Source organism: Halogeometricum sp. S1BR25-6, from assembly GCF_031624495.1.
GTDB lineage: Archaea > Halobacteriota > Halobacteria > Halobacteriales > Haloferacaceae > Halogeometricum > Halogeometricum salsisoli.
Genome location: NZ_JAMQOP010000001.1, coordinates 881,349 through 907,122, shown reverse-complemented (window position 1 = coordinate 907,122; position 25,774 = coordinate 881,349). Strand labels below are relative to the sequence as shown.

The window sequence follows — 25,774 nt, the reverse complement described above, 5'->3', positions numbered from 1 at the left end:
TATCTACGTGGACGCGACGACGCTCATCGCGTTGGGGAACGTCGGGGAGTTGGAGTTGTTGCTCGACTTCGACGGACAGATAGTGATAACGCCACGAGTAGCGAACGAAGTTTCGGCTGAACCGGCGAGAACCAATCTCGACCAGTTCGGCCAGCGGAGCGGTGTCCGCAGACGGCCGACGTCTGCGCTGTCGGACGCCAAACTAACCGAAGCGAAAGACTTGCTTGGTGATTCTGAACTAAACGGTGATGCCGAGGTTATCGCAGGAGTACTAATCGGGGTTCAAAGAAGCAGTATGGACCGACGCGAGGGTACCTCGATGGCATCTCTCGTAGCCGTCGTTTCCGACGACAGACGCGTCCGAACCGTCGCCGAGAGCCTCGGAGCGACCGTAACCGGCACCATCGGCGTCGTCGTCCGCGCTGTTCACGAGGAGATGGACCCGGACGAGGCGAAAGAACTCGTCCGTCGCCTCGACTCGCAGGGACTTCACATGACCGGCGAACTCCGCGAAACGGCGTATCGGCTGGTCGAGGAAGCCGCGAAAGAACGAGAAAACAGGTAGTCGTGTCGTCGTCCTACGGACTCAATCGCTGCCGGTCTCTCGGGAACTCGGTCGCGACAGAGCCGCTCCCCGTTCCTGCGTTCGCCCTCGCGGCGTCGCCTACGGCGACAGCCGCTGCCGGTCTCGCGGGAACAACACCGCTTCCCGGATGTTGTCGAGTCCGAGCATCGTCATGACGAGGCGCTCGCCGCCGAGGCCCCAACCCGCGTGCGGGGGCATGCCGTACTTGAACATCTTCGTGTAGTACTCGAACTGGTCGGGGTCGAGTCCCTGCTGTTCGAAGCCCTCCACGAGGCGGTCGTAGCGGTGTTCGCGCTGCCCGCCGGAGACGAGTTCCATGCGCGGGTGCATCATGTCGAACCCGGTGGAGAGCTGCTCGTCGTCGTCGTGGTCCTTGATGTAGAACGGCTTGATCTCGGAGGGCCAGTCGGTGATGAAGTAGTGCTCGCCGACGTCGTCGCCGAGCGCTCGCTCGCCCTCGGTCGGCAGGTCGTCGCCCCAGACGAGCTGTTCGTCGAGTTCGCCCGTCGCGTTGATGCGCTCGATGGCCTCCTCGTAGGTCAGCCGCGGGAACTCGCCGTCGGGGGTCTCGAACTCCTCTTCGAGACCGAGCAGCTCGAGTTCGCGCTGACAGTTCTCGGCGACGCCCTCGTAGGCGGCCTTGACGACGTGCTCGCAGGCGTCCATGGCCTCGGTGTGGTCGAAGAAGGCCGACTCGAAGTCGATGGACGTCGCCTCGTTCAGGTGCCGCGGCGTGTTGTGCTCCTCGGCGCGGAAGATGGGTCCGACCTCGAAGACACGCTCAAGTCCCGAGCCGACCATGAGCTGCTTGAACAACTGCGGCGACTGGTTCATGAACGCCTCCTTGCCGAAGTACGTGATGGGGAACAGCTCTGTGCCGCCCTCGGTTCCCGTGGCGACGATTTTCGGCGTGTTGATCTCCGAGGCGCCCAGACTGCGGAAGGCGTCGCGGACAGAGCGCAGTATCTCTCCGCGAATCTCGAAGACGGCCTTGACCTCCTCTTTCCGCAGGTCGAGCGTCCGGTTGTCGAGGCGGGTCGACAGTTCGGCGTCGACCTTGCCGGAGGGGTCGAGCGGAAGTTGCGTGTCAGCCTCGGCCATCACATCGATGCTCTCGGGGACGATTTCGACGTCCGTCGGCGCGCGCGGCTCCTCTTTTACCTCGCCCGTGACGGCGACGACGCTCTCGCGGGCGACGTCGAGACCCGTCTCGACGAGTTCGTCGTCCATCTCGTCTTTCTCCAGTTTGATCTGGATCTTGCCGCTCTTGTCGCGGAGGATGAGAAAGGCGATGCCCCCGAGGTCGCGGACCTCGTGGACCCACCCCGCGACGGTGACGCTGTCGCCGGGTTCGGCGTCTGCCGTGTACGTTCGGTTCTGCATGTGGCGTGATTCCGACTGCCCGGTCTTAAAAACGGTCGTTTCGACCCGAGCGCCGCCCCTACGACCGCGTCTCCGTGCATCTTCGATGATGTACAACGGCCACGCCGTGCCCGGGAATCCCTGCGCAGATGAATGGACGTATAGCTGCTATTCTCTCGTAGCGGTTGGGGTTCGTTTACTTTTCTCGGCGACAGTGCGCAGAGCGTCCATCAGTCGTGTCTCGGTTTCGACTCACTCGACCCTCACTCGTTCACCTGCTGACGCTGCTCGTCGCCGGGGTCATCGTCCGCTTTTCGATGCAAAAAGAGGCGCTGGGAGGCCCCGGTCGGCGGCCCGACTACTGCTCGGCTTCGGCGCGTTCGGCCATCGCGTCGCGCGCGCCTTCCACCGTCTCGCGGACCGCGTCGACGCCCTCGTCGTGCAGGAGGTCGCCGACGACGACCACGTCGGTGTGACGGCCCATCTCGTACGCCGAGTCGTAGTCGTGGATGCCGCCGCCGTAGAACAGCGTCGACTCGTCCAAGGCGTCGTACGCGGCGTGCACCTTCTCCGTGTCGCCGAATGTGCCGGAGTACTCGATGTAGACGATCTCCTGACCGAACATCCGTTCCGCGACGGCCGCGTAGGAGGCCACGTCGTCGACGGCTAAATCGCAGTTGGCGTCGGTGAGTTGCGCGACGGAGGCGTCGGGGTTGAGCACGATGTACGCCTCGGTGTGCGTGCGGTCCCAGTCCATCCCGTTCTCGATGCGGACCCACTCCTTGTGGGCGCCGGTGATCCAGAAGGCGTCCTTCGCGTTGAACACCGTCGGGATGAGGTAGCCGTCGAGGGCGTCGTCGTCGACGACGACGCCGGGGTTCGACGGCTCTTGGTACAGCGGTACGTCGTATTCGGCGCAGGCGTCGACGACCCGTTGCATCTTGTCCGCGGTGATGTCGAGGGTGCCGCCGATTTCGATGGCGTCCGTCCCGGTCTGACAGACGTCCTCGAACGTCTCGTCACCGACGAGGTCTTTATCTGGGTCGATCTTGAGGATGTGATTCCACTCGGTCCAGGGCCCGGTCATTGGGCGTACTACCACCGGGAGGCGTTAAAAATGGCGCGGATGGGACGTGAAATGTCGGACAGGTGTCGTGTTCGAGCGCGGCGGCGAGCACGCGACGAAAGCCGATGATGTACTGCGGACACCGCACCGTACGAAAATCGCTCCGCGATTTTCGGCCGAGGAGCGAACGGAGCGAAGCGAAGTGAGCGACGAGTGCTTTTGTCGCCAGAACACTACGTGTTCTGGCTGAACAGCCAGAAATCGTTGGTTTCTGGCGATGGCCGAGCTTTTACCGAGCGAGGCGCGGCGAAGCCCGCCGAACGCAGCGTAAAAGGTCGTAGTTAATCAGCGGACGTCTGCCACTTCCGCACCGTATCCGGCCCCACGCCGTCCATCAGGTCGGCCAACGCGTCCGGTTCGGCCTCCTTCAGCGACGGCACGTCCTCGACGCCCGCGGCCTTCAGTTTCTCCGCCGTCTTCTCGCCGATACCCGTCACGCTCTCCAGTTCGGAGCCGTCGACCTGTTCGGCCTGGTACTCCCGGTAGTTGCAGATGGGACAGCCGAGGTCCCACGGCTCCCTGTCGTTGTCCTCGTAGGTGATTCGAATCTTCGGCAGGTCGTGCTCCTCGCAGTCCTCGTCGGTCACCTCGATATCGCCGCGGCGCGGGAGGGGCAGCGAGTAATCGCAGTCGGGGTAGCGCGTGCAACCGACCAACCGAGAGCCGGAACGGAGCCGCTTTATCGCCAGTTCGCCGCCGTGCTCGTCGCCGCATTCCGGACACGTTCCAATGACGAGGTCCTCCTCCTCGTCGGCCTCTTCGGCCTTGCAGAGCGGACAGCCGTGGACGAACGTCTTCCGGCCGGCGAGCATCTTCACGTGGTTCAGGTCGTGTTCCTCGCAGGACTCTTCGAGGATGAGGGGCTTGCCCGTCGACGGGAGCGGCAGCGTGTACGTGCAGTCGGGGTAGCCGTCACAGCCGATAAAGTACGACCCGCGGCGGCTCTTTCTGATGACCAAGTCGTGGTCGGACTCGGGGCACTGCCCCACCGTCTTGTCCGCCTTCAGCGACTTCTGGAGGTGTTTGCCCACCTCGTCGCCGGATTCCATCAGCCCCTCGAAGACGCCTTCGAGAATCTCTCTGGACTCCTCGGTGACGTCGTCGAGCGTGGCCTCCCCGCGCGTGATGGCCTGCATGTCCTCCTCCAGTTGAGCGGTCATCTCTTCGCTCACGATGAGTTCGGCGAACTCCTCGGACGCCTCGACGACGGCGCGGGCGAGGCGGGTCGGACGCGGCGGGTCGCTCTCGATATAGTTGCGGTCGTAGAGCTTCTGAATCACGTCGTGCCGCGTCGCCTTCGTCCCGATACCCATCTGCTCCATCGTCTCGATGAGGCGCGACTGGCCGTAGCGACGGGGCGGTTGCGTCTGCTTGGCCTCCATCTCCGTGTCCGTCACGGCGAGTTCCTCGCCCTCCTCGACGTCGGGGACGAACGACTCGCTGGCGTTGAAGTACGGGTACACCGCGTGGTAACCCTCTTTCACGAGGCGCTTGCCGTTGGCCTTCAGCGAGAGGCCGGCCGCATCGGCGACGACGCGCAGGTGCTCCCACTCGGCGGACTCGGCGACGGTGGCGAAGAAGCGCCGGACGACGAGTTCGTACACCTCCCACTCGTCCTCCGAGAGGTCGGCGCGCGAGGGGAGTTCGCCCGTCGGGTGAATGGGCGGGTGGTCGGTCGTCTCGTTGTCGCCAGCGGTCGGTTCTATCTCCTCTTGGCCGAGGAGCGACTCCGCGTCCTCGCCGAACGTCCGGTTGGCGGTGAAGGCGTCGAGCAGTTCCCGCGGGTCGAGGTCCTCCGGGTAGACGGTGTTGTCCGTCCGCGGGTAGGTCATGTAGCCCGCCGTGTAGAGGTCCTCCGCGATGCTCATCGCACGCTGGGCCGAGTAACCGATGGACCCGGCGGCGCGGATGAACTGCGTCGTGTTGAACGGGGCCGGCGGGTCGTCCGTCCGGGTGCGGCGGCGGACTGACTCGACCGTCGCCGTCTCCGCGCCCCTGAGAGTTTCGTACGCTTCTTCGGCGTCGTCGCCGTCCCAGACGCGTTCGGCCTCGTTGCCGTCCTCGTCGAGGTAGAAGTACTGCGCCTCGAACGACTCCGCGTCCTTCTCCAAGTCGGCGAACAGTTCCCAGTAGTCCTCGGGGTCGAAGGCGTCTATCTCGCGTTCGCGGTCGACGATGAGTTTGAGGGTGGGACCCTGCACCCGGCCGACGGAGATGAAGTCGTCGCCGAGTTGGCGCGCCGACAGCGAGAGAAAGCGGGTGAGCGCGGCGCCCCACACGAGGTCGATAATCTGTCTGGCTTCGCCGGCCGCCGCGAGGTTGAAGTCGAGTTCGTCGGGGTTCTCGAACGCCTCGGTGACCTCCCGTTCGGTGATAGAGGAGAAGCGCACTCGGTCGACGGGGGCGTCCTCGTTCACCTCGCGGACGAGTTCGTACGCCTCCTTTCCGATGAGTTCCCCCTCGCGGTCGTAGTCGGTGGCGATGACGACGCGGCGGGCGTTGCGGGAGAGTCGTCGCAAGGCGGCGACGATGTTCTCCTGCGTGGGGTGCTTGTCGATGGGCGCGCCGATGAGTTCCACCGGTTCCACGTCGCGCCAGTCGTTGTACTCCGGCGGGAAGTCCACGCCGACGACGTGGCCCGACAGCCCGATGCACCGCTTGCCGCCCCACTTGTAGACGTTCACGCCGTTGACGCGGTCGGCCTCCGCGGACTCGCCGCTCAGGATGTCGGCGATGCGCCGAGCGGCGTTGTCCTTCTCGGTGATGATGAGTTCCGGACCCTTACTCATTGGGCGGCGATATGCGAGGGGTCGGCCTAAACCTTTCGCGGCGAATCCCTCGAATCGACGGCCAGCGCGGGCGTACGCGCGGGAGCGCGGCCGGACGTGTAAGCGAAATAGCCGAATCCGCGAGCGGTCCGGACGCGACGCCGCCCGACGAACCGGCAACCGGGAGCGCGTACCCAACAGATACGTGCCGTCGCGCGAAGTGGACGCTACCGTGTCCGGACGAGAGAGCCGAATCGACATGACCGACGGGGCGGTGACGCCCAAACTCGTCTCCCTCTCGTGGCCCCTCGTCGCGGGCAACCTCCTCCAGACGGTCTACAACCTCGCCGATATGTTCTGGGTGGGTCGCGTCGGCCCTGAGGCCGTCGCCGCCGTCTCGCTCATGTTCCCCACGGCGTGGATGTTCGTCTCCGTCGCCATGGGCGTCACCGCCGCGGCCGTCGCCCTCGTCTCCCAGCACGTCGGCGCGGGCGACGACCGGAGCGCCGAACGGGTCGTCGGGCAGACGCTCCTCTTGGCCGTCGCCGTCGGCGTCCTCCTCGGCATCGTCGGCTACCTCGGCAGACACCCCCTCCTCGAACTCATCGGCGCGCAGGGGCGCGTCTACACCGAGGCCCTCGCCTACGCCGAGGTGCTGTTCGTCACCCTGCCGTTCACGTTCGTCTTCTTCGCCTTCCGCGCCGTGTTGCGGGGCGCGGGCGACACCCGCACGGCGATGTGGCTGGTCGTCGTCAGCGCCGGTCTGAACGTCGTTTTGGACCCGATATTCATCCTCGGGTGGGGAGGGGTCGAACCGATGGGAACGCGCGGCGCCGCCGTCGCCACCCTCATCGCGCGCATCGTCGCCGCCGCCGCCGGCCTCGCCATCCTCCTCCACGGCGGATGGGGGGCGCGCCTCCGCCTGCCCGACCTGCGGCCGGACCCGACCCTGTTACGAAAACTCGTCGACGTGGGCTATCCGGCGACGCTGGACGGTCTCGCGCGGAGTTTCGCGGCCGTCGCGCTGGCGGCCCTCGTCGCCCGGTTCGGCGCCGTCGCCACCGCCGCCTACGGCATCGGCCTCCGTCTCATGTCCGTCTCCTGGACCGTCTCGGGCGCCGTCGGGCAGGCCGCCGCGACGGGCGTCGGACAGAACCTCGGCGCGGACACGCCGGACCGCGCGGCGGAGGTGACGTGGAAGGCGACGGCGGGGACGATGGCGATTCTCGGCGCCGTCGGCGCCGTCGTCTGGGCGATTCCGGCCGCGTTCATGCGCGTGTTCATCGACGACGCCGCCGTCGTCGCCGCGGGCGTCGAGATGCTCACCATCGTCGCCCCGTTCTGGGCCTTCCTCGGAGGGCTGATGGTGATTCAGGGGGCGTTTCGCGGCGCCGGACGCACCCGCGTCTCGATGGCGCTCTCCTTGATTTCGCGCTGGGTCGTCCGCTTCCCGGCGGCGTTCGTCCTCGCCTACGTCCTCTCGTGGGGCGTCACCGGCCTCTGGTGGAGTCTGTCGCTGTCGGGCGTGGTGACGTTCGCCGTCGGGTGTCTCTGGTTCCTCCGCGGCGGGTGGCGCTCGGCCGTCGTCGAGAACGACGGGAGGAACGACGAGAGCGGGGACGGAGAGGACGGCGTCGCCGACGGCGAGGAGTCGCCCTCGACGGCCGACTGAACTGGGTTCCGCGGCGCGTCACGGTTCCGGACTGTCGGAACGAGCGCCGAAAACGGCCAAGTGTCCGGCGGTCGAAGAACGAACGTGTCCCACACCCCGGACCTTCCCGAGCGGTACGTCTGCGAGAGTTGTCACGCCGTCTACGCCGGCACCGTCGTCGACAGCGACGGCGAGACGCACGAGTTCGCGGCGCCGGACCAGTGTGCCGCCTGCGGGTCGACGGCCTTCGTCCCCATCGAACAGTACATCTACGACATGAAGGCGTGAGGCGCGCGGAGCGACTCGACCGAACGGCCCTTCTTACTCCTCCAGACGCTCGCGGAGCATCCCGTTCACGTCGCCGGGGTCGGCGCTCCCGCCGGTCTTCTGCATCACCTGTCCGACGAGGAAGTTGACGGCGCCGCCCTCACCCGAATGATAGTCCTCGACGGCGTCGGGGTTCTCCTCGATGGCCTCCTCGACGGCGGTGACGACTTCGTCGTCGTCGGCCGCGCCGAGTCCCTCCTCCTCGACGACGTCGTCGGGCGCGTCGCCCTCGTCGAGCATCCGGCGGAGGACGATCTCCTCGGCGTTCTTCGTCGTTATCTCCCCCTCGGCGACGAGTTCGATCAGTCGGGTGAACTCGTTCAGACGGTCCGAGACGTCGGTAATCGACATGTCGCGGTAGTTGAGTTCGCCCAGCAGGTTGTCGGCCACCCACGTCGCCGCGAGACCGGGGTCGAACTGGTCTGCGACGTCCTCGTAGAAGTCCGCGACTTCCTTCGTGGAGGTGAGTTTCGAAGCGGATTCGGCGTCGAGGCCGTACTCCTCGCGGAAGCGCTCGCGGCGGACGTCGGGCAGTTCCGGAATCTCGATGCGCTGCTTCCAGTCGGCGACCTCTAACGGCGGCAGGTCCGCCTCTTGGAAGTAGCGGTAGTCCTTCTCCTCCTCCTTCGAGCGCATCGAGACGGTGATACCGCGCGATTCGTCCCAGTGGCGCGTCTCCTGTTCGACGGCGCGGCCCCGTTCGATGGCGTTCTTCTGTCGAGTCACCTCGTAGGCGAGGGCCTTCTCGGCGCCCTTGTGACTGGAGATGTTCTTCACTTCGGTTCTGTTCGCTTTCGCCAGCGTCTCCCCGGAGATGGAGCCGTCGTCGCCGACTTCTTCGTCGGGGACCATCGAGATGTTCGCGTCGATGCGGAGCGACCCGTCGCGCGTCGCGTCGAACACGCCGAGGTACTCCAAGACTTCCTCCAACTTCGCGAGGAACGCGCGCGTCTCCTTCGGACTGCGGAAGTCCGGTTCCGTCACGATCTCCATCAGGGGCGTCCCCGCGCGGTTGTAGTTGACCAAGGTGTAGTCGGCGGTGTCGATGCTGCCGCCTTTGTGCTGGAGGCTGCCGGGGTCCTCCTCAAGATGGGCGCGTTCGATGCCGACCTCGCGGCGGTTCCCCTCGACGGAGACTTCGAGCGTCCCGTCCGAACAGATGGGGGCGTCGTACTGGGTTATCTGGAAGTTTTTGGGCAAATCGGGGTAGTAGTAGTTCTTCCGGTGGAAGCGGGTGTGCTCGGCGACGGCGGCGTCGAGCGCCTTGCCCACCTTCACGGCAGCCTCGACGGCGCCTTCGTTCAGGACGGGCAGCGCGCCCGGCAGTCCGAGGCAGACGGGGCACGTCCGCGTGTTCGGTTCCTCGTCCTCGGCCGCGTCGGTCGAACACCCGCAGAATATCTTGGTGTCCGTTTCGAGCTGGACGTGGACTTCCAGCCCGATGACGGTGGCGAGGTCGCGCTGAGAGAGCGCCTTCGCGGTCATTACGCGCGATTTGACGGCGCGCGGCTAAAGACTAACGGGACCGGCGCGAGGTCGGCACTCGACGAGGACCGCCGTGCGTTCGGCGCCGCCTCGGTCGAACGGAACTTATTCGGGCCCGTGCGGCGATGGCTCACAGAGACAGATGCCCTACCCGTTCGGTTCGCCGCCGGTCGAAGTCGTCCGCGACGCGGCGTTCGCCTCGCCGCCGGAGGGGACGCTCTCGCTCGACGTCTACCGGCCGACCGGAGGGGAAGAAGAGGAGAGAGAGGGGACGCGCCGAGCGCTCGTCGTCCTCGTCCACGGCGGCGGCTGGCGCGCGGGCGACAAAGCCGACCTGCGGGAGGTGGCGTTCGCCCTCGCGGAGCGACGCTTCGCCTGCGCCGTGCCGAACGTCCGCGGCAGCGACGCGGCGACGTTCCCGGCCGCGATACGCGACGTGAAGGCGGCGGTTCGGTGGTGCCGGGCGAACGCGGACGCCCTCGGAATCGACCCCGCGCGAATCGCCGCCTTCGGACCGTCGACGGGCGCGCACCTCGCCGTTCTGGCAGCGCTCTCCGCGGACGACCCGCGGTTCGCCCCCGACCCGGCGCACGTCTCCGCCGCCGTCTCCGAAGCGTCGGACGCCCTCGCCGCGGCGGTTGGCGTCGCCGGCCTGTACAACTTCGAGCACACGCCCGAGCAGGCCGAACTCGCGGCGTTCCTCGGCGGGTCGCGGAGTGACCTCCCGGAGCGCTACGACCTCGCCTCGCCGTCCTCGCACCTCGGAGGCGGCGGTCCGCCGATTCTCCTCCTCCACGGCGCCGACGACGACGTGGTGCCCGCGATGGCCTCCGAACTGTTCTACGACGGACTGGAGGAGGCCGATATCGAGGCGGAGTGCGTCGTCGCAGACGGCGTGGGCCACGACGTCCTCGGCGAGCAGTTCGACTGGGCCGTCGACTGGACGGCGGGCTTTCTCGACCGACACCTCCACTGACGGCGCCGCAGGCAGTCGGTTCCGTGCGGTTCCGGACGGGATACGGCTCCCGTATCTGTCCGGTAGCTATCATTTCCCGACTATATGTCTGACGCACGTTTATGTGTCCGCGGACGGGGATAACACGCATGAGTAACCGGGTGGAGGAACTCGAATCGAAAGTTGCGGAACTGCAGGCCGCCGTCAACGGACTGACCGAAGAACTGGTCGAGACGAAAGAGCGAGTCCGCCTGCTCGAAGACCAGGTGGACGTCGACCTCACGACGGGGACCCGCCCCGTCGGTCACGCCCCCGCCCAGCCCGAGGAGTCGACGTCGGCGTCCGCGTCCGAGTCGGAATCGGAGCAGACGGGAGCCGAGGCGGCCGCCGACGGCGGAAACGCCGACGAGAGCGAACCCAGCCTCCGCGAGTCGCCCGCGCAGGCGCAGTCGCGCGCCCAGACGTCCGCTCAGCCCTCCGACGACGCGAGTTTCATCGACGCCGACGAACCGACGCCGACGCCCTCGTCTTCGTCCGTATCCCCCGACGAGACGGACGTCGGCGCCGACGCCGAATCGACCGACTCCGCGGACGACGAAGTCAAGTCCGAGGAGTCCGAGACTACCGACGAGGCAGAGTCCGCAGAAGACGACAGCGATATCATCGTCGCGTAACTGGGTGGCTCTGTCCCCCGCGAGCAACCCATGCACATCAAAGAGCTCGTCCTTGACGGTTTCAAGAGCTTCGGGCGCAAGACCCGGATTCCGTTCTACGAGGACTTCACGGTAGTTACCGGCCCCAACGGGTCGGGCAAGTCGAACATCATCGACGGCGTGCTGTTCGCGCTCGGCCTCGCCCGCACGAGGGGCATCCGAGCGGAGAAACTGACGGACCTCATCTACAACCCCGGCCACGCCGACGATTCGGAGGCGAACGGCGGCACCAAGGAGGCGAGCGTCACCGTCGTCCTCGACAACGCTGACGGCAAACTCGACCGCTCGCAGGTGGTCAACGCCGCCGGCAGCGACGACGTCGGCGACGTCTCCGAGATTCGCGTCAAGCGGCGCGTCAAGGAGACGGACGACAACTACTACTCGTACTACTACCTCAACGGTCGCTCCTGTAATTTATCCGATATCCAGGACCTCCTCGCGCAGGCCGGTATCACGCCCGAAGGGTACAACGTCGTGATGCAGGGCGACGTGACGGAGATAATCAACATGACCCCGTACCAGCGGCGGGGCATCATCGACGAGATAGCCGGCGTCGCGGAGTTCGACGCGAAGAAGGAGGACGCCTTCGACGAACTCGACGCCGTCGAGGAGCGAATCGACGAGGCGGACCTCCGAATCGAGGAGAAGCAGGGCCGCCTCGACCGACTGGAGGACGAACGCGAGACGGCGCTGAAGTACCAGTCGCTCCGCGAGGAACGCGAGGAGTACCAGAGCTATCTGAAGGCCGCCGAACTCGAAGACAAGCGCGCCGACCTAGAGAAGACCGAGTCGAAGGCAGAGAAGAAGGAGGCGAAACTCGACTCCCTGCGCGAGGAACTCGACACCCGGCAGGGGAAGGTCTCACGCCTCGAAAGCGAGTTAGAGGAGCTCTCGAAGGAGATAGAGCGAAAGGGCGAGGACGAACAGCTCCGAATCAAATCCGAAATCGAGTCGGTCAAAGGCGAGATAGACAGACTGGAGAACGCCGTCGAGGCCGCAGAAGACCGCATCGACGAGGCCGAGACGGAGCGGCGAAAGGCGTTCGTCGAACTCGACCGCAAGCAGGAGAAGATAGACGACGTCGAGGACGACGTTCGGTCGGTGAAAGTCGAGAAGGCGTCGGTCAAATCCGAGGTGCAGTCGAGAGAGACCGACCTCGCCGAGGTCGAAGCCGAAATCGCCGACGTCGACACGGAGTTCGACGAACTCAAAGCGGAGTTGGCCGACAAGAAGGCTCAGTTGGAGGAGCTGAAGACCGAGCGCAACGACCTCCAGCGAGAGAAGGACCGCCTGCTGGACGACACGCGGCGTCGCTCCTCGGAGATTTCGGAGACCCAAGAGAAGATAGCCGAGATACGCGAGGAACTGCCGGAACTGAAGGCGACGCTGTCGGACCTGCACTCGGAACTCGACAAGGCCGAGAAGAACAAGGCGAAGATAGACGGCGTCATCGAGGACCTGCGCGGGGAGCGCTCGGACCTGAAAGACGACCTCGACGAGGTCGAAGAGGACCTGCGCTCGAAGCAGTCCGAGTACGCCGAACTCGAAGCGCGCGCGGGGAAGGACGGCGACACGTCGTGGCCGCGCGCGGTGACGACAATCCTGAACGCGGGACGGTCGGGCGTCCACGGCACCGTCGGCCAACTCGGGTCGGTGCCCGGCGAGTACGCCACCGCCTGCGAGACGGCCGCCGGCGGCCGTCTCGCGCACGTCGTCGTCGACGACGACGGCGTCGGCTCCGACTGCATCGACTACTTGAAATCCAGAAACGCGGGCCGGGCGACGTTCCTCCCCATCACGAAGATGGACGACCGCGGCCTGCCCTCGAAGCCGAACGACCCCGGCGTCGTCGGTTTCGCGCGCAACATCGTCGAGTACGACTCGAAGTACGAACCCATCTTCTCGTACGTCCTCGGGTCGACGCTCGTCGTCGAGGACATGGAGACCGCCCGGTCGTTCATGGGCGACTTCCGGATGGTGACGCTCGACGGCGACCTGGTGGAGCGCTCCGGCGCGATGACCGGCGGGTCGGGCGGCGGCTCCCGGTACTCCTTCTCGAAGTCGGGGTCCGGTCGGCTCGAACGACTCGCGACCGAGATTTCTTCGTTGGAGGACGACCGCCGCGACCTGCAGGGGGAGATCCGCGACGTGGAGTCCCGACTGGACGACGCGCGCGAGAAGGCCTCCGACGCCGCGGACCGCGTGCGCTCGGTCGAAAGCGACATCGACCGCACCGAGGCGGACGTCGAGGAGAAGGAAGACGAGATAGACCGCCTCGAAGCCCGCATCGAGGAACTCCGCGAGGAGCGAGCGGAGGTCGACGAGGAGATGCAGTCGCTGGACGCCGACATCGACTCGCTGGGCGCCGACGTCGCGGCCGTCGAGTCCGACATCGACGACCTCGAATCCGAACTCGAAGACTCCGAGATTCCCGAACTGACGGCGAAGGCCGACGAGATACGCGCCGACATCGACGAGAAGGAGGCGCGGATGGACGAACTCGACGGCCGCCTCAACGAACTCCAGTTGGAGAAGGAGTACGCCGAGGAGGCCGTCGAGGACCTGAACGAGACGGTCGAGAGCGCACAGGAGCGGAAGGCCGACGCCCGCGACGCCGTCCGCGAGAAGGAGGAGAAAATCGAGGCGAAAGAGGAGACGCTCGAAGAGAAGCGCGAGGCCGTCTCCGACCTCGAAGCGGAGTTGAAGGAACTCAAGGCCGAACGCTCCGACCTCCGCGAGGACGTGCGCGAGGCCAAGAGCGAACGCGACGAACAGCGTGATAAGGTCGACCGCGCGGAGTCCCGCGTGGAGAACCTGCGCGAGAGCGCCGAGCGCCTCGCCTGGGAGATAGACGAACTCAAAGCGGAGGTCGGCGAGTACGACCCCGAGGCGATTCCCGACCACGAGGAGGTCGAGGCGAACGTCGAGGAACTCACCGCGGAGATGGAGGAACTCGAACCGGTCAACATGCTCGCTATCGACGAGTACGAGGAGGTCGAGGAGAGCCTCGAAGAGATGCAGGAGCGCCGGGACGTACTCGAAGCGGAGCGAGACGGCATTCGCGACCGCATCGAGCAGTTCGAGTCGCAGAAGAAGGCGACGTTCATGGACGCCTTCGACGCCATCAACGAGAACTTCACCGACATCTTCGAGCGCCTCTCGGACGGCACCGGGGAACTCCTCCTCGAAAATCCGGAGGACCCCTTCGAGGATGGTCTGACGATGAAGGCCCAACCCGGCGACAAGCCCATCCAGCGGCTGAACGCGATGTCGGGCGGGGAGAAGTCGCTCACGGCGCTGGCGTTCATCTTCGCCATCCAGCGGCACAACCCCGCGCCGTTCTACGCCTTGGACGAGGTGGACGCCTTCCTCGACGCCGCCAACGCCGAACGCGTCGGCGAGATGGTCGACGACTTGGCGGGCGAGGCCCAGTTCGTCGTCGTCTCGCACCGCTCGGCCCTCTTAGAGCGGTCCGAGCGCGTCATCGGCGTGACGATGCAGGGCGACAACGTCAGCGCGGTGACCGGCATCCAACTCGGCGAGGACGACGAGGAGGCGGGCGAACCGGAGGCGACGGCGGATGACTGAGGAGACGGACGCCGACGCGGAGCCTCCCGAATCGACCGCCGAGAGCGCCGTTCCCGACGGCGTCGACCTCGACCTGGAGACGGACACCGACGCCGACGACGGGGAGGTCGAACCGGTCGAACTGCTCGTGCAACTCGCCGAGGAGGGCGAGATAGACCCGTGGGACATCGACGTGGTGGACGTGACGGACGCCTTCCTCGCGCGCCTCGACGCGACGGACCTGCGGACCTCGGGCCGGGCGCTGTTCTACGCCTCCGTCCTCCTGCGGATGAAGTCCGACGCCCTCCTCGAACCCGACGCCGAGGAGGAGGAACCCGAACTCGAACCGTGGGAGATGGCCCTGGAGAACGGCGGCGAGATGGCCAACGGCGAGGCCGACGGCGCGCCCGGGTCGGACTCGGGATTCGACCCCGTCGACGCCCTCGAAGCCGAGATGGACCGCCGCCTCGAACGCAAGCAGGCCCGCGGGTCGCCCGAAACGCTGGACGAACTCGTCCGCGAACTCCGCGAGGCCGAACGCGAGTCGTGGTGGAAGCGCCGCCGCGAGTACGACACCTCCGACTCGCCGCGCGGGTACAGTCGCGGGACGCAGACGCTCGATTACCGGTCGGCCGACGACGTCCGCGCGGACGACGAACCCACCGCCGCGGACGTGACCGGGACGGCCCACACCGAGGACATCGAATCCTCCATCGCCGCCGTCGAGACAGCCCTGAGCGAGCAGTACGAGAAGGGGCGCGAGGAGGTGCTGTACGCGGAGATTCGCACCGCGGCGGAGACGCCGGTGACGACGTACCTCTCGCTTTTGTTCCTCTCGCACCGCGGCACCGTCCGCCTCCAGCAGGACGACCTGTTCGGCGACCTGTGGGTGCGGGACCCGGCGAGCGTCGAGGACGAGTCTGATGCGGATTCGGACGCGGACGCCGAGAGTGAGGACGAGACGGCCGAGGCGGAAGCGATAGCCGACTGACCGAACGGCGGCGGAACTTTTTCTCCTGCGACGCCTATCCGGAGTCGTGCCTCCGAAGACCCTCCTCTCCGGCACCCTCCGCAGAGTCACCGCCGCCGTCTCCCTGCTCACGTCGGCGCTGTTTGCCCTCCTCGCGGGGGTCCTCGCCGGCGGCGTGCTGGGCGTCCCCGTCGGAACGGGCGTCGCCGCCGTCGGCTCCGCGCTCGCGTTCTTCCCCATCTTCTGGTTGCACTGCTACGCCGCGGGCTACGTCGCCTACTCGCCGAGCGAGTTCGGCTCCGTTCGGCGCGTCGAGGCGCTCCCGGCGCAGGTTTCCTCGTGTACGGTCTGCGGCGGTGGGGACGAAGGGGGCGTCTGTCGGCGCTACGGCGAGCAGTTCGTCGTCGCGGGCGTTCCGCTGTCGACGGTCGAAGCGGGAGAAAACTGGTACTGCGGGGACTGCCACGCCGTCGAACACGGCGACGGCGGGTCGGCGTCGGCCGCCGCCGTGGACCGCGCCCTCGACCGAGAAACGAACTGACCGTCGGGTTACGACTGCAGGTCGCCGTTGACCGCGTCGGCCACCGCCGTCCGGTCGAACAACCGCTCTCCCTCGGGGATTTCCGGGTACGGTTCGCCGTCCTCGTACTCGGGCCACTCGCCGAACTGCTCGGGGTAGAGCTGTTTGGCACCCATCTCCAACTGGAAGAGGTTCATGATGGGGCCCTGATAGCGCATCCCGGCGGGGTAGACGTTCCCGTTCTGCACCGCGGTCAGTTGTCCCCCGATCGGGTGGTCTTCGAGGGCGGCGCGCACCTCCGACATCTTGTAGTTCGGCGTCATCCCCCAGAGATGCAGGATGACGTCGGGGTCCGCCTCGGCCAGCGTCTCGAAGTCGACAGTGCCCCAGAGACCGTTCCACTGCTCGGAGCCGAAGGCGTCGTTGGCGGCCAGCGGTCGCGTGTCGGCCAGCCAGTAGCCGGGCCGGTTGAGGTGGTACGTCCAGAAGGTCTCGTTCTCCGCCGAGTAGGTGGCGCGGACGGCCGTCGGGCGCTCCTCCTTTGGCGGGAGGTTCGACCGGATGGTCGAGAGGAGGTCATCGTGAACCGCGCTCAGCGCCTCGTAACGCTCGGTCTCTTGGAACACTCCCGCCACCTTGCCGAACAGTTCCCAGAGCGTGTAGTACTGGTAGTTGCCGTAGCCGTCCGGCGCGTCGGTGTGGGTGCCGCTGTAGAAGTTGCCGAACCACGGTGCCACCTGCGAGCGAATCTCCTCGACGTCCGAACCGTCCCAGTTGTCCTGCGTCGACGCCCACGCGGGGTCGGTGAGGTGGACGTCGCTGCCGAGTTCGAACAGCTTCTCCTTGTTCAGCCCGCCGTTCAGCGGGTCGTACAGCCCCTCCCACTCGAAGCTGACGCCATCGAGACGCTCGTAGTAGTGGTTCATCGTCGTCCCCGACATCTCCGGGACGTAGACGGAGTTCAGGGCGTCGCCGTGGCCCAGCGCCACCGCCATGTCGGCGTACTGCGGGAAGACGGTGAAGACGTTCTCAGGGACGCCGTCGAACTCGACGTCGCCCACCGGCGACATCGACACCGTGTACGCCGAGGCGGACGATTCGGTTCCGTCGTCGGTCCCGTCCGTTTCTCCCGTCACGGTGTCCGTCGGTTCCGCCGACGCCGAGTCGCTCGCCCCGGCGCCCTCCGTCGCGGTGCCACCCGAATCGCCGGAACACCCGGCGACCAATCCCGCCGCGACGAGCGCGCCGGTCCGCTTCAGATACGTCCTCCGCGTAGGTTCGTCTGCCATCTTGTTTTAGGTAGGCCTAAACAGACGTAAAGCGGTTTCGACTCGTTGGGAGGAATGCGAGATGTTAGTCGACGTACTCGCCGATGAGCGGAGAGAGGTCGGATTTCACATCTCCGGGAATGGCGTCGTCCGGCGTGTTGATGGTCCCTTCGAGCGAGGAGTGACAGGGACACTCGTGGTTGTCCGGGATGGCCTCGATTGCGGCCTCGACGGTCTCTTTGATGGCCGTCTCGTTCTTCTCGGCGTTCTTCAGCACCTCTTGGAGGGTGACCTCGCTGTCCGCCTTCCAGACGTCGTAGTCGGTGACGCCGGTGACGGTAGCGTAGGCCATCTCCGCCTCGCGGGCGAGTTTCGCCTCCGGAATCGTCGTCATTCCGACGACGTCCCAGCCCTGTTCGCGGTAGAACTCGCTCTCGGCGCGCGTGGAGTACTGCGGCCCCTCGATGCAGACGTAGGTGCCGCCGCGGACGACGTCCGCGTCCGTCGCCTCCTTGGCGGCGTCGGCGAGTATCTCGTTCAGTTCCGCGCAGTAGGGGTCGGCGAACGGTTGGTGGACGACGACGTCCTCCTCGAAGAACGTCAGGTCGCGGTGCTTCGTGCGGTCGTATATCTGGTCGGGGATGACGAGCGTCTGCGGCGGCAGGTCCTCGCGGAGACTGCCGACTGCGTTCGAGGCGAGGACGTGCGTGACGCCCTGTTCTTTCAGCGCGTAGACGTTCGCGCGGTACGGCAGCGTCGTCGGCGAGCGCTGGTGCTTCGGTCCGTGACGCGGGACGAAGACAACCTCTCGGCCGGTGTCGCCGAACTCGCCGACGGTGAGCGGCGCCGAGGGGTCGCCGTACGGCGTCTCCACCTCAACGGTGCGCGTGTCCGTCAGGGGCAGGGCGTCGTAGATGCCGCTTCCGCCGATGAAGCCGATTGTCATACTCTCTCCTCGCGGGGCGGGGGCTAAAGGGTGGTGAGTTCGGTCAGAAATCAGAACAGTAGCCCCGACTCCAAGAGGGCGATGACTCCCGTCAGCACCGGGACGCTGACCAGCGTCGTGACGAAGACGGCGGTGGAGACGAACTCCGCGACTGAGACGCCCCGGACCGTCCCCTCGGAGAACTCCGCGACGAGAATGAGGGGGGTGACGGCCGCCGGCATCGCGGTTTCGAGGACGATGGTTTTCGCCACCGTTGGGTCGGCGATGCCCGCCGCGAGAACGAGAGCGAGGCCGACGAGGGGCGCGACGACCATCTTCAGCGTCGTCACCACGCCGACGGTGCGGAGCGTCGCGCCCACGTCCGTCCGGGCGAGTTGGACGCCGACGATGAGGAGCATCAGGGGGATGGAGGAGTCGCCGACGAGTTGGAGCGTCTCCATCGCCGTCGACCCGGCCGGCGGGACGACGCCGAGGGCGCGCGCGAGGAGGGCGGCGAGGACGGCGTAGACGAGCGGAATCCGGAACACGTGTTTCAGGCCGGAGAGTCCGCCCGACCCGCCGCCGCGCGAGGCGATGAAGACGCCGAGCGTGTAGATGAGGATGCTCTGCACGGAGAGGAAGACGACGGCCGTCGCCCGGCCCGTCTCGCCGAACGCGAAGTTCGAGACGGGGATACCGTAGTTGCCGGAGTTCGAGAACGCGGAGACGAGCACGAGCGAACTCAGGAGGGGGTCCCGCTCGCCGAGGGCGCGGCCGACGCCCTCCGCGACCAGTATCATGACGAGGTGGTAGGCGGTGACGACGCCGACGACTTCGAGCAGCGTCGACCCCGCGAGCGTCGTCGTCGCCAGACTGTGAAAGACGAGCGCGGGCGCGAGAACGTAGACGACGACGGTGTTCAGAGGAGCGGTGTCGACGTCCTTCGTCCGGCCGAGGACGAAGCCGACGGCGCCGACGGCGAGGATGGGGAGGATGGCCGTCGCGAAGATAGACAGCAGTGATGCCACGTTCGCGTCTCACGAGCGACCGGGTCAAGGGCTTCGGAGACGGCGCGGCTTACCGCGTCGTGAAAGACCCTGATACACCCGGCGCGGAGCGGTGTGACCGTTCACGCCGACTCGTCGTACAGGCGCGCCATCCGGTCGAAGAACAGGAGCATGACGAGGACCGACGCGACCGTCCCGAACGCCGTCTCGACCGGTCGTCGCTCGGCCGCCGCGCGGAGCGTGGACAGATAGAGCGGGGCCGCGAGACAGACGAACAGGACGTCGACCGGCGACGACCGGAGTCCTCGGTCGAGCCACGTCTGCTCTCCGCGCACGACGCGAGTCGCCCACGCGGCGTCGCCATCGGGTTCCGAGAACAGAAACGGGTTCGCGGCGACGAACAGGAGGGTCCCGAGGAGGAGTCGTCGGTCCCGACGGTAGAGGGCCGCGACCAACACCGGATACGCGCAGACCAGCGTCCAAACGCTGCCGGGGTTCTCGTGTCGCGACCAGAAGAATCGCTTTATCGGCCGAAACCGTTCGTTCATGATGGTCGGCCCTCGGTCGGGAACGGTGGTAAATTCGACTCCGCGTTCCGCGCGTCGGCTTTTCTCGTCCTATGCGCCGACGCCCTCGTTCTCCAGCAACCGCCACGCGTCGCCGTCGGCGGACTCGACGTAGCCGCGGCGCTCCATCTCCGAGAGCACCTCCGGCATCCGGCCGGGTTGAGCGATTTCCATCTCGATGCGGTCGACGCTGTGGTACTCCGCGAGGTAGTGTCGCAGGTCCTCCATCTCGAACGTCTCCTCGTCGGCCTTCTCCATGACGCCCGTCGTGAGGTCGATCATGTCCTCGATGAAGTTCCACGGATAGACGACCCACGTCCACTCCCCGAGGCGTTCGCCGACGAAGTCGGGTTCGAACTCGCTCGACTGGAGAAGTTGCAGCGTCGCCGTCCGCACCTCGCCGGCGTCGCGTTCGGTCACGTACTCGTAGGCGCGTTCGATGGACCCGCCGGTGTCGGCGATGTCGTCGATGATGAGCACGTCCTTGCCCTCGACGCTCCCCTCGGGCATGGGGTAGCGCACTTCGGGTTCGTTCGTCTTCTGGGCCGTCCCGACGTAGTGTTCCATCTTCAGGCTCGTCAGGTCGTCCAGTCCGAGGAAGTCGCAGATGCAGCGACCGGCGAACCAGCCGCCGCGCGCGAGTGCGACCACCACGTCCGGGTCGAACTCCGCGGCCTTCACCTGGTCGCTCACGTCGCGGCAGCGACCGTAGATGTACTCCCAGTTCGTGATAGTGCAGTTAAATTCGTCGGGGAGGTCGCCCATGGGCTTCGTTCACCACTTCGTGAACGGGTCGTAGGCATCTTTAACGTGTCCGTCTCGTCGTCGGGGCGCCGGCCGCACGCCGCCGTCCGGGACGGGACCGGTCCACCCGTCGGATACCGGGCACGTAATTTTATATACTATTGGTGTATGTCAACATATGTCAAGGAACGATTCGATGTACACGTGCAACAACTGCGAGGAGTTTGTGACCCGCGACTTCGTCCGCGTCTTCGGCGACAGCGACGACGAGGTGTTCGGCTGCCCGGCGTGCATGAACATGCGCGAGGTGATGAACGGCGCGGCGGCATCGGGCCGGAGCGCCGTCACCGAGTAGCCCGACCGCCCGTCCGCGACCGCCGGGATTCTTACCGGCGAGCGCCGTCGAGGGACGCATGCAGACGCGCCGCGCGCTCCTCGTCGACGCCTTCGCGACGGAACCGCTCTCGGGCAACGCCGCCGGCGTCGTCCCCGACGGTGACCTCGACGACTCGCAGATGCGGGCGGTCGCCCGCGAACTCGCCGTCAGCGAGACGGCGTTCGTCCTGTCCTCCGAGGACGCCGACCGACGGCTCCGCTTTTTCACGCCGACCCGCGAGGTGGGCCTCTGCGGTCACGCAACCGTGGCCGCGCACGCGCACCTCCACGAGGACGGCGTCCTCGACGCCGGGACGCACACCGTCGAGACGAGCGTCGGCGTCCTCGACGTCGAGATTACCGATGACGGCACCGTCTGGATGACGCAGGAGTCACCGACCGTCGAGACGGTCGACCTCGACTACGACCGCGCGGGCGAGGCCCTCGGCATCGACTCCGCGGCCCTCCGCGACGTCGGCGCGGACCTCTCCGCGGCCGTCGCCTCGACGGGCCTGCCCTACCTCGTCGTCCCCGTGAACTTCCTCGAACGCCTCGGCGGCGCGGACCCGGACTTCGCGGCCCTGGAGGCGCTTGCCGAGGAGTACGACGCCGCCGGCGTCTACGCGTTCACGTTCGACGCCCTTGACGCCGACTCGACGCTCCACGGACGGATGTTCGCCCCCGGCCTCGGCATCCCCGAAGACCCGGTCACGGGCACCGCGAGCGGCGCCTGCGGGGCATACCTCCGCCACGTCGACGCCTTCGACGGTGACCTGCCCGACGAGATGACCTTCGAGCAGGGACACTTCGTCGACCGACCCGGCCGCGTCCGCGTCCGCGTCCGCGTCGGCGACGAGGTTCGCGTCGGGGGGCGCGCGGTTACGGCGCTCGATGGGTCGCTCGCGGTTCCGCCCGCGGCGGACGACGACATCCTCGAAGCCTGAGGCGGCGCCGTCGCTCCGGCCAACATCCGAACGGACCCAAAACGAGAGACGACAGGTCGCCTCAGCCGATGTAGCGCAGGTCGTCGTCGCTCATCGCCTGCCCCTGCTGTTGGTTCTGCATCTCCTGTATCTTCCCGACGACTTCCTTCATCTCCTCGGCGCGTTCTTCGAGCGACTCGAAGCCCACCTCGAAGCCGATGACGTCCTGCATCACTTCGAGCACCTCCTGTGCGCTCTGGGGGTCAACGAGGTAGCCGCTGGTCTCGCCCATCAGACAGGCGACCGAGAGCCCGCGGCGTTCGCCGAGTCCGAGGAGAAGACCGCTGACGCCGACGATACCGCCGGCGGGTTCGTCCTCGCGGAACTCCACGCCGGCGTCCTCCAGTCGCTCCAAGTCGTCCGAGTCGGTGACCGCGCCGAGGACACTCGGTTCGTCCACGAGTTCGCCCGTCGGGACGCCCCCGAGCGCGTACCCCTCCTCGACGCCGAACTCCTCGGCGACGTCGAGGAAGGCGTCGGTGAGGTGGTAGTGCCCCTCGTTCGACTGCGCCTGGTGGTCGCCGGTGAGGATGAGCAGGTCGCGGTCGCCCGCGTCGACCGCGTGGAACTCCGCGCGGGCCAACTCTGCGACGTTGTCTTCGAGGGTGACCTGCGGCGGGAACTCGTCGGCGTACACGTAGCGCACGGGTTCGCTGTCGAGTTCTTCGAGAAGGTGTTCGACCGCGAGTTTTCCGACGTGCCCCACGCCGGGGAGCCCCTCGACCAGTACGGGGTCGCGGAGCTCGGGGTCGGCCAGCGTCTCCACTTCGATATCTTCCATGCCCCTAATCCCGGACGCGGCGTTTAAGAGCGCGTCGGTACTCCCCGTACGGGTCCTCGGGGTTGAACGGGGCCGGAGCGCTGTTGACGGCGTCGGCGCCGCAGTCCGGACAGGTCTCGGCGAGCGTGTAGACGGGTCGGTCGTGGGCCTCCCGCCACTCGCCGCAGACGCGGATGTCGGACTTCACGGCGCTACTCGTCGTCTTCGGTGCGCTCGCGGTGGAACAGCGCCGTTCCGCCGGCCGTCACGATGGAGTCCTCGGCGCGTCCCGCGGCGTCTTCGAGGGCCGTCTCGGCCGCCTTGTAGTCGGGCGCCTGCACCTTGATGCGGTACTCGGGCGCGCCGACGTAGGTGACTTCCAGTTGGGTCTCTCCCTCCTGGGCGTCCTCGCCCTCGGCCGCCTTCAGCGCCTCCTTGATGTGGTCGACGCCGTCGCCGGTCGGACACCGGAGGTCGACGTAGCCGGTGACGTTGACGTACGGCACCGAGACGTTGTCTCGGGCCGTCTCGACGATGGCGTCGACTTCGTCCTCGTCGAGGTCGGTGTCGTCGAGCGCCTCCGTTCCGTGGATGGCCGCCTGCTCGAATCCGTCGTAGAGCGTATCGTACTCCACGAGGACGGCGTTCGCGATGGCGCTGTACTCCTCGTCGGAGACGTCCTCGCCGAACGCGATGCTCATCCACTTGTCGGCCTTCTGCTCGTTCTTCCACTCCTGGATCTTCTCCTTGCGCTGGTGCTCGTTGACGTCCTTGATCGAGAGGTCGATCTGCTGAGAGCCGGTGTCGACGTCGAGCACCTTGGCGACGACCGTCTGTCCCTCGCGGACGTGGTCGCGGACGTTCTTGATCCAGCCATTGGCGACCTCGCTGATGTGGCAGAGACCGCGCTTGTCTTCGTACTCTTCGAGGTCGACGAAGACCCCGAAGTCGGTTATCTCGTCTACTTTTCCGACGACGAGTTCACCGCTGTCGGGCCAACCGCTGTACTTCATATGTAAATACCTCCGGAGGGGAGCTTACGCCTCGGCGGACCGGCGTTCGACCGTCTCGACGACCTCGCCGTGAATCTCGGCGTCGCCGCCCGTCGGCGTCGCGAGCGTCGTCCCGCAGACGGCGCAGTTGACGACCGAGGAGGCCTTGCCGAAGACGACCTGTTCGTTGTCGCAGTCGGTGCACTGAACGCGGTAGAAGTTACCCGCCATGAATTACTCCTGGAACTCCAGTCGCCCGGCGCGCCAGCCCTCGCGCATGTGGGCCTTGCCGCAGTCCGAGCAGATGTACTTCAGGTGGGTCTTCTTCGTCGGCTTGTCGCCACCGGGGACCTTCGAGAACTTGCCGGCGTTCCCGATGACCGCCTTACCGCGGCGGGTCTGTCGGGCGTTCCACTTCATCCCTGTCGGACGCCCCGTCCGGACTTTCTCGACCTCGTGCTCGTGATGCCCGTTGCAGTTGGGGCAGTACGTGTTGAATCGGCGTGGCATCTGCATAGATATCGACCTTGTCCGTGTTTCGCCGTCGCCCGTTAAAACCCGTTTGGTTCACGGACGCCGCCCGACGGGGCCGCGTCGGTCCGTCGCGTGCGACGGGTCGAGAACCGACGGTACGACCCCCCGGCCGTGACCGAGGTCGTCGTCCCTAATCGTATTAAATGTCCGATTGAGCGACAGTTAGTGCCAGGATAGTTATCGCTGGAGCGAGTAGTATCCATCCAAGGGACCCATTTCACTATGAATCGGAGGACATTCCTCGGCGGCGTCGCCGGGTCGGCGGTTGTCGGCGGACTCTTGAACTGGCAGACGGAGTGGGGCGTCCAGCGTCCGCAGACGAGCCTCGTCGACGACGGGCCGAGCGTCGCGCTCGAACCCGTGGTGACCGGTCTCGAACAGCCGGTCGCCTTCGAGTCCATCCCCGGACGGACGGGGAACTACGTCGCCGACAAACTAGGGCGAATCTACGTCTACGACGGCGAGGGCCTCCGGGACGAACCGCTCCTCGACGCCCGGGACAAACTCATGGAGTTGGTCTCGTGGGAGCAGGGGCTGCTCGGCCTCGAACTCCACCCCGACTTCGCGGACACGCGGCGCTACTACGTCAGATACAGTGCGCCGCGCCGCCCGGGGACGCCCGCCGACTACGACCACACGTTCGTGCTCTCGGAGTTCACGGCCACGGAGGACCTCCTCGGGACTGTTCCGGGTTCCGAGCGGACCATCTTGGAGATTCCCCAGTACGGCCGGAACCACAACGCCGGCGCCATCGAGTTCGGTCCCGACGGCTACCTCTACGTCGCCGTCGGCGACGGAAACAACGGCGGCGGCGACGGCGGGATCGGACACGCCAACGACTGGTATCTGCTCAACCGCGGCGGGAACGGGCAGAACCTGACCAGCAACCTCCTCGGCAGCATCCTCCGCATCGACGTCGACGGCGGCGGCGACGAACCGTACGCGGTGCCGTCGGACAACCCCCTCGTCGGGCGCGACGGACTGGACGAGCAGTACGCGTGGGGGTTCCGCAACCCCTACCGGATGTCGTTCGACGGCGACGACCTGTACGTCGGCGACGTGGGCGAGGACAAGTACGAGGAGATAAACCTCGTGCGGCGCGGGGGCAACTACGGCTGGAACGTCAGGGAGGGGACGCGCTGTTTCAGCAACCGGCTCTCGATGGCCGCGCTGGCGAAGGTGACGGGCGGCGAGCAAACCTACCCGGTGTGTCCGACGACGACGCCCATGGGTGAACCGCTCATCGACCCCGTCGTCTGCTATCCTCACTCCCGAGACGGCGAGACGTTCGGTTCGGCGGTCATCGCCGGGTACCGCTACCGCGGGACGGACGTGCCCGAACTCGACGGCAAGTACGTGTTCGGCGACGTGCTCGGGTCGCTGTTCGTCGCGACGCCGACGGACGACGAGGAGATGTGGCCGATGGAGACGGTGCGCGCGACGACGACCGACGGGGAACCGTTCCGGAGTCCGGTGCTCTCCTTCGGCCGCGACGCCGACGGCGAACTCTACGTGCTGGCGTCGACGTTCGAAGCCGGGTCGGGCACGGTGTACCGCATCCGTCCGAGCGCGGAGTGACCGGAACGGTCG

At 66.6% G+C, this 25,774-nt stretch carries 25 protein-coding genes; 11 read left to right on the top strand and 14 right to left on the bottom strand.

Going from position 1 to position 25,774, the window contains the following annotated elements:
* The first annotated feature begins 7 nt into the window (after positions 1-7).
* Complete coding sequence (locus tag NDI76_RS04750; RefSeq protein WP_310922863.1) at positions 8-565, top strand: PIN domain-containing protein; 558 nt, start codon at positions 8-10, stop codon at positions 563-565.
* A gap of 99 nt (positions 566-664) precedes the next feature.
* Here the strand turns inward: NDI76_RS04750 and aspS are convergent, their stop codons facing one another.
* The 3 genes from aspS to NDI76_RS04735 all read right to left on the bottom strand — a co-directional run bounded on the left by aspS (position 665) and on the right by NDI76_RS04735 (position 5,863).
* The gene (gene aspS, locus NDI76_RS04745) at positions 665-1,969 is read right to left on the bottom strand and encodes an aspartate--tRNA(Asn) ligase (protein ID WP_310922862.1); all 1,305 of its coding nucleotides are present in this window, start codon (positions 1,967-1,969) and stop codon (positions 665-667) included.
* A 337-nt stretch (positions 1,970-2,306) separates the two neighbouring features.
* Complete coding sequence (locus NDI76_RS04740; RefSeq protein WP_310922861.1) at positions 2,307-3,035, bottom strand: phosphoglycerol geranylgeranyltransferase; 729 nt, start codon at positions 3,033-3,035, stop codon at positions 2,307-2,309.
* 320 nt (positions 3,036-3,355) lie between these two features.
* A complete protein-coding gene (locus NDI76_RS04735; protein ID WP_310922860.1) occupies positions 3,356-5,863 on the bottom strand; it encodes a DNA topoisomerase I in 2,508 nt (835 codons plus the stop codon).
* 211 nt (positions 5,864-6,074) lie between these two features.
* Here NDI76_RS04735 and NDI76_RS04730 point away from each other — a divergent pair, with 211 nt between their 5' ends.
* Both NDI76_RS04730 and NDI76_RS04725 read left to right on the top strand, forming a co-directional pair.
* Complete coding sequence (locus NDI76_RS04730) at positions 6,075-7,514, top strand: MATE family efflux transporter (protein WP_310922859.1); 1,440 nt, start codon at positions 6,075-6,077, stop codon at positions 7,512-7,514.
* An 84-nt stretch (positions 7,515-7,598) separates the two neighbouring features.
* On the top strand, positions 7,599-7,781 hold the full coding sequence (locus tag NDI76_RS04725; protein WP_008389048.1) for a hypothetical protein: 183 nt from the start codon (positions 7,599-7,601) through the stop codon (positions 7,779-7,781).
* A 33-nt stretch (positions 7,782-7,814) separates the two neighbouring features.
* On the opposite strand, the gene gatB is transcribed toward NDI76_RS04725, so the two are convergent.
* A complete protein-coding gene (gatB, locus tag NDI76_RS04720) occupies positions 7,815-9,305 on the bottom strand; it encodes an Asp-tRNA(Asn)/Glu-tRNA(Gln) amidotransferase subunit GatB (RefSeq protein WP_310922858.1) in 1,491 nt (496 codons plus the stop codon).
* Between the two features lie 142 nt (positions 9,306-9,447).
* Here gatB and NDI76_RS04715 point away from each other — a divergent pair, with 142 nt between their 5' ends.
* The 5 genes from NDI76_RS04715 to NDI76_RS04695 all read left to right on the top strand — a co-directional run bounded on the left by NDI76_RS04715 (position 9,448) and on the right by NDI76_RS04695 (position 16,051).
* The gene (locus NDI76_RS04715) at positions 9,448-10,281 is read left to right on the top strand and encodes an alpha/beta hydrolase fold domain-containing protein (RefSeq protein WP_310922857.1); all 834 of its coding nucleotides are present in this window, start codon (positions 9,448-9,450) and stop codon (positions 10,279-10,281) included.
* A 128-nt stretch (positions 10,282-10,409) separates the two neighbouring features.
* Positions 10,410-10,934, top strand: coding sequence for a DUF7518 family protein (locus NDI76_RS04710; RefSeq protein WP_310922856.1), 525 nt, complete (start codon positions 10,410-10,412; stop codon positions 10,932-10,934).
* A gap of 30 nt (positions 10,935-10,964) precedes the next feature.
* On the top strand, positions 10,965-14,561 hold the full coding sequence (gene smc / locus NDI76_RS04705) for a chromosome segregation protein SMC (protein WP_310922855.1): 3,597 nt from the start codon (positions 10,965-10,967) through the stop codon (positions 14,559-14,561).
* Positions 14,554-15,531 carry a segregation/condensation protein A gene (locus tag NDI76_RS04700; protein WP_310922854.1) on the top strand — a complete coding sequence of 326 codons (978 nt, stop codon included), beginning with the start codon at positions 14,554-14,556 and terminating at the stop codon, positions 15,529-15,531. Before smc ends, NDI76_RS04700 begins: the two co-directional genes overlap by 8 nt.
* A 46-nt stretch (positions 15,532-15,577) precedes the next feature.
* Positions 15,578-16,051: a DUF8108 domain-containing protein gene (locus tag NDI76_RS04695; protein WP_310922853.1), complete on the top strand. Its 474-nt coding sequence runs from the start codon at positions 15,578-15,580 to the stop codon at positions 16,049-16,051.
* Between the two features lie 8 nt (positions 16,052-16,059).
* On the opposite strand, the gene NDI76_RS04690 is transcribed toward NDI76_RS04695, so the two are convergent.
* The 5 genes from NDI76_RS04690 to NDI76_RS04670 form a co-directional block, all read right to left on the bottom strand.
* A complete protein-coding gene (locus tag NDI76_RS04690) occupies positions 16,060-17,319 on the bottom strand; it encodes an ABC transporter substrate-binding protein (RefSeq protein WP_310922852.1) in 1,260 nt (419 codons plus the stop codon).
* 64 nt (positions 17,320-17,383) lie between these two features.
* Positions 17,384-18,244 carry an S-methyl-5'-thioadenosine phosphorylase gene (gene mtnP, locus NDI76_RS04685; RefSeq protein WP_310922851.1) on the bottom strand — a complete coding sequence of 287 codons (861 nt, stop codon included), beginning with the start codon at positions 18,242-18,244 and terminating at the stop codon, positions 17,384-17,386.
* A 50-nt stretch (positions 18,245-18,294) separates the two neighbouring features.
* On the bottom strand, positions 18,295-19,251 hold the full coding sequence (locus tag NDI76_RS04680; protein ID WP_310922850.1) for an AEC family transporter: 957 nt from the start codon (positions 19,249-19,251) through the stop codon (positions 18,295-18,297).
* Positions 19,252-19,352: 101 nt separating this feature from the next.
* Entirely contained in the window at positions 19,353-19,778 is a 426-nt protein-coding gene (locus tag NDI76_RS04675; protein WP_310922849.1) for a DUF6653 family protein, read from the bottom strand.
* A 69-nt stretch (positions 19,779-19,847) separates the two neighbouring features.
* Positions 19,848-20,561 carry a phosphoribosyltransferase gene (locus NDI76_RS04670; protein ID WP_310922848.1) on the bottom strand — a complete coding sequence of 238 codons (714 nt, stop codon included), beginning with the start codon at positions 20,559-20,561 and terminating at the stop codon, positions 19,848-19,850.
* A gap of 175 nt (positions 20,562-20,736) precedes the next feature.
* On the opposite strand from NDI76_RS04670, the gene NDI76_RS04665 reads away from it, so the two are divergent.
* Both NDI76_RS04665 and NDI76_RS04660 read left to right on the top strand, forming a co-directional pair.
* Positions 20,737-20,895, top strand: a complete 159-nt coding sequence (locus tag NDI76_RS04665) for a DUF7563 family protein (RefSeq protein WP_425498347.1) — start codon at positions 20,737-20,739, stop codon at positions 20,893-20,895.
* 58 nt (positions 20,896-20,953) lie between these two features.
* Positions 20,954-21,859: a PhzF family phenazine biosynthesis protein gene (locus NDI76_RS04660; protein WP_310922847.1), complete on the top strand. Its 906-nt coding sequence runs from the start codon at positions 20,954-20,956 to the stop codon at positions 21,857-21,859.
* Positions 21,860-21,920: 61 nt separating this feature from the next.
* Here the strand turns inward: NDI76_RS04660 and NDI76_RS04655 are convergent, their stop codons facing one another.
* Genes NDI76_RS04655 through NDI76_RS04635 form a run of 5 tightly spaced genes read right to left on the bottom strand, consistent with a single transcriptional unit; the run spans position 21,921 to position 24,166 of the window.
* Positions 21,921-22,679: a proteasome assembly chaperone family protein gene (locus NDI76_RS04655; protein ID WP_310922846.1), complete on the bottom strand. Its 759-nt coding sequence runs from the start codon at positions 22,677-22,679 to the stop codon at positions 21,921-21,923.
* 4 nt (positions 22,680-22,683) lie between these two features.
* Positions 22,684-22,866: an RNA-protein complex protein Nop10 gene (locus tag NDI76_RS04650; protein WP_310922845.1), complete on the bottom strand. Its 183-nt coding sequence runs from the start codon at positions 22,864-22,866 to the stop codon at positions 22,684-22,686.
* A gap of 4 nt (positions 22,867-22,870) precedes the next feature.
* A complete protein-coding gene (locus NDI76_RS04645; RefSeq protein WP_310922844.1) occupies positions 22,871-23,671 on the bottom strand; it encodes a translation initiation factor IF-2 subunit alpha in 801 nt (266 codons plus the stop codon).
* Positions 23,672-23,695: 24 nt separating this feature from the next.
* Entirely contained in the window at positions 23,696-23,881 is a 186-nt protein-coding gene (locus NDI76_RS04640) for a 30S ribosomal protein S27e (protein WP_310922843.1), read from the bottom strand.
* A 3-nt stretch (positions 23,882-23,884) separates the two neighbouring features.
* Positions 23,885-24,166, bottom strand: coding sequence for a 50S ribosomal protein L44e (locus NDI76_RS04635; protein ID WP_089805041.1), 282 nt, complete (start codon positions 24,164-24,166; stop codon positions 23,885-23,887).
* A gap of 240 nt (positions 24,167-24,406) precedes the next feature.
* Between NDI76_RS04635 and NDI76_RS04630 the strand changes: the two genes are divergently transcribed.
* Positions 24,407-25,762, top strand: coding sequence for a PQQ-dependent sugar dehydrogenase (locus NDI76_RS04630; protein ID WP_310922841.1), 1,356 nt, complete (start codon positions 24,407-24,409; stop codon positions 25,760-25,762).
* The last annotated feature ends 12 nt before the right edge of the window (positions 25,763-25,774 follow it).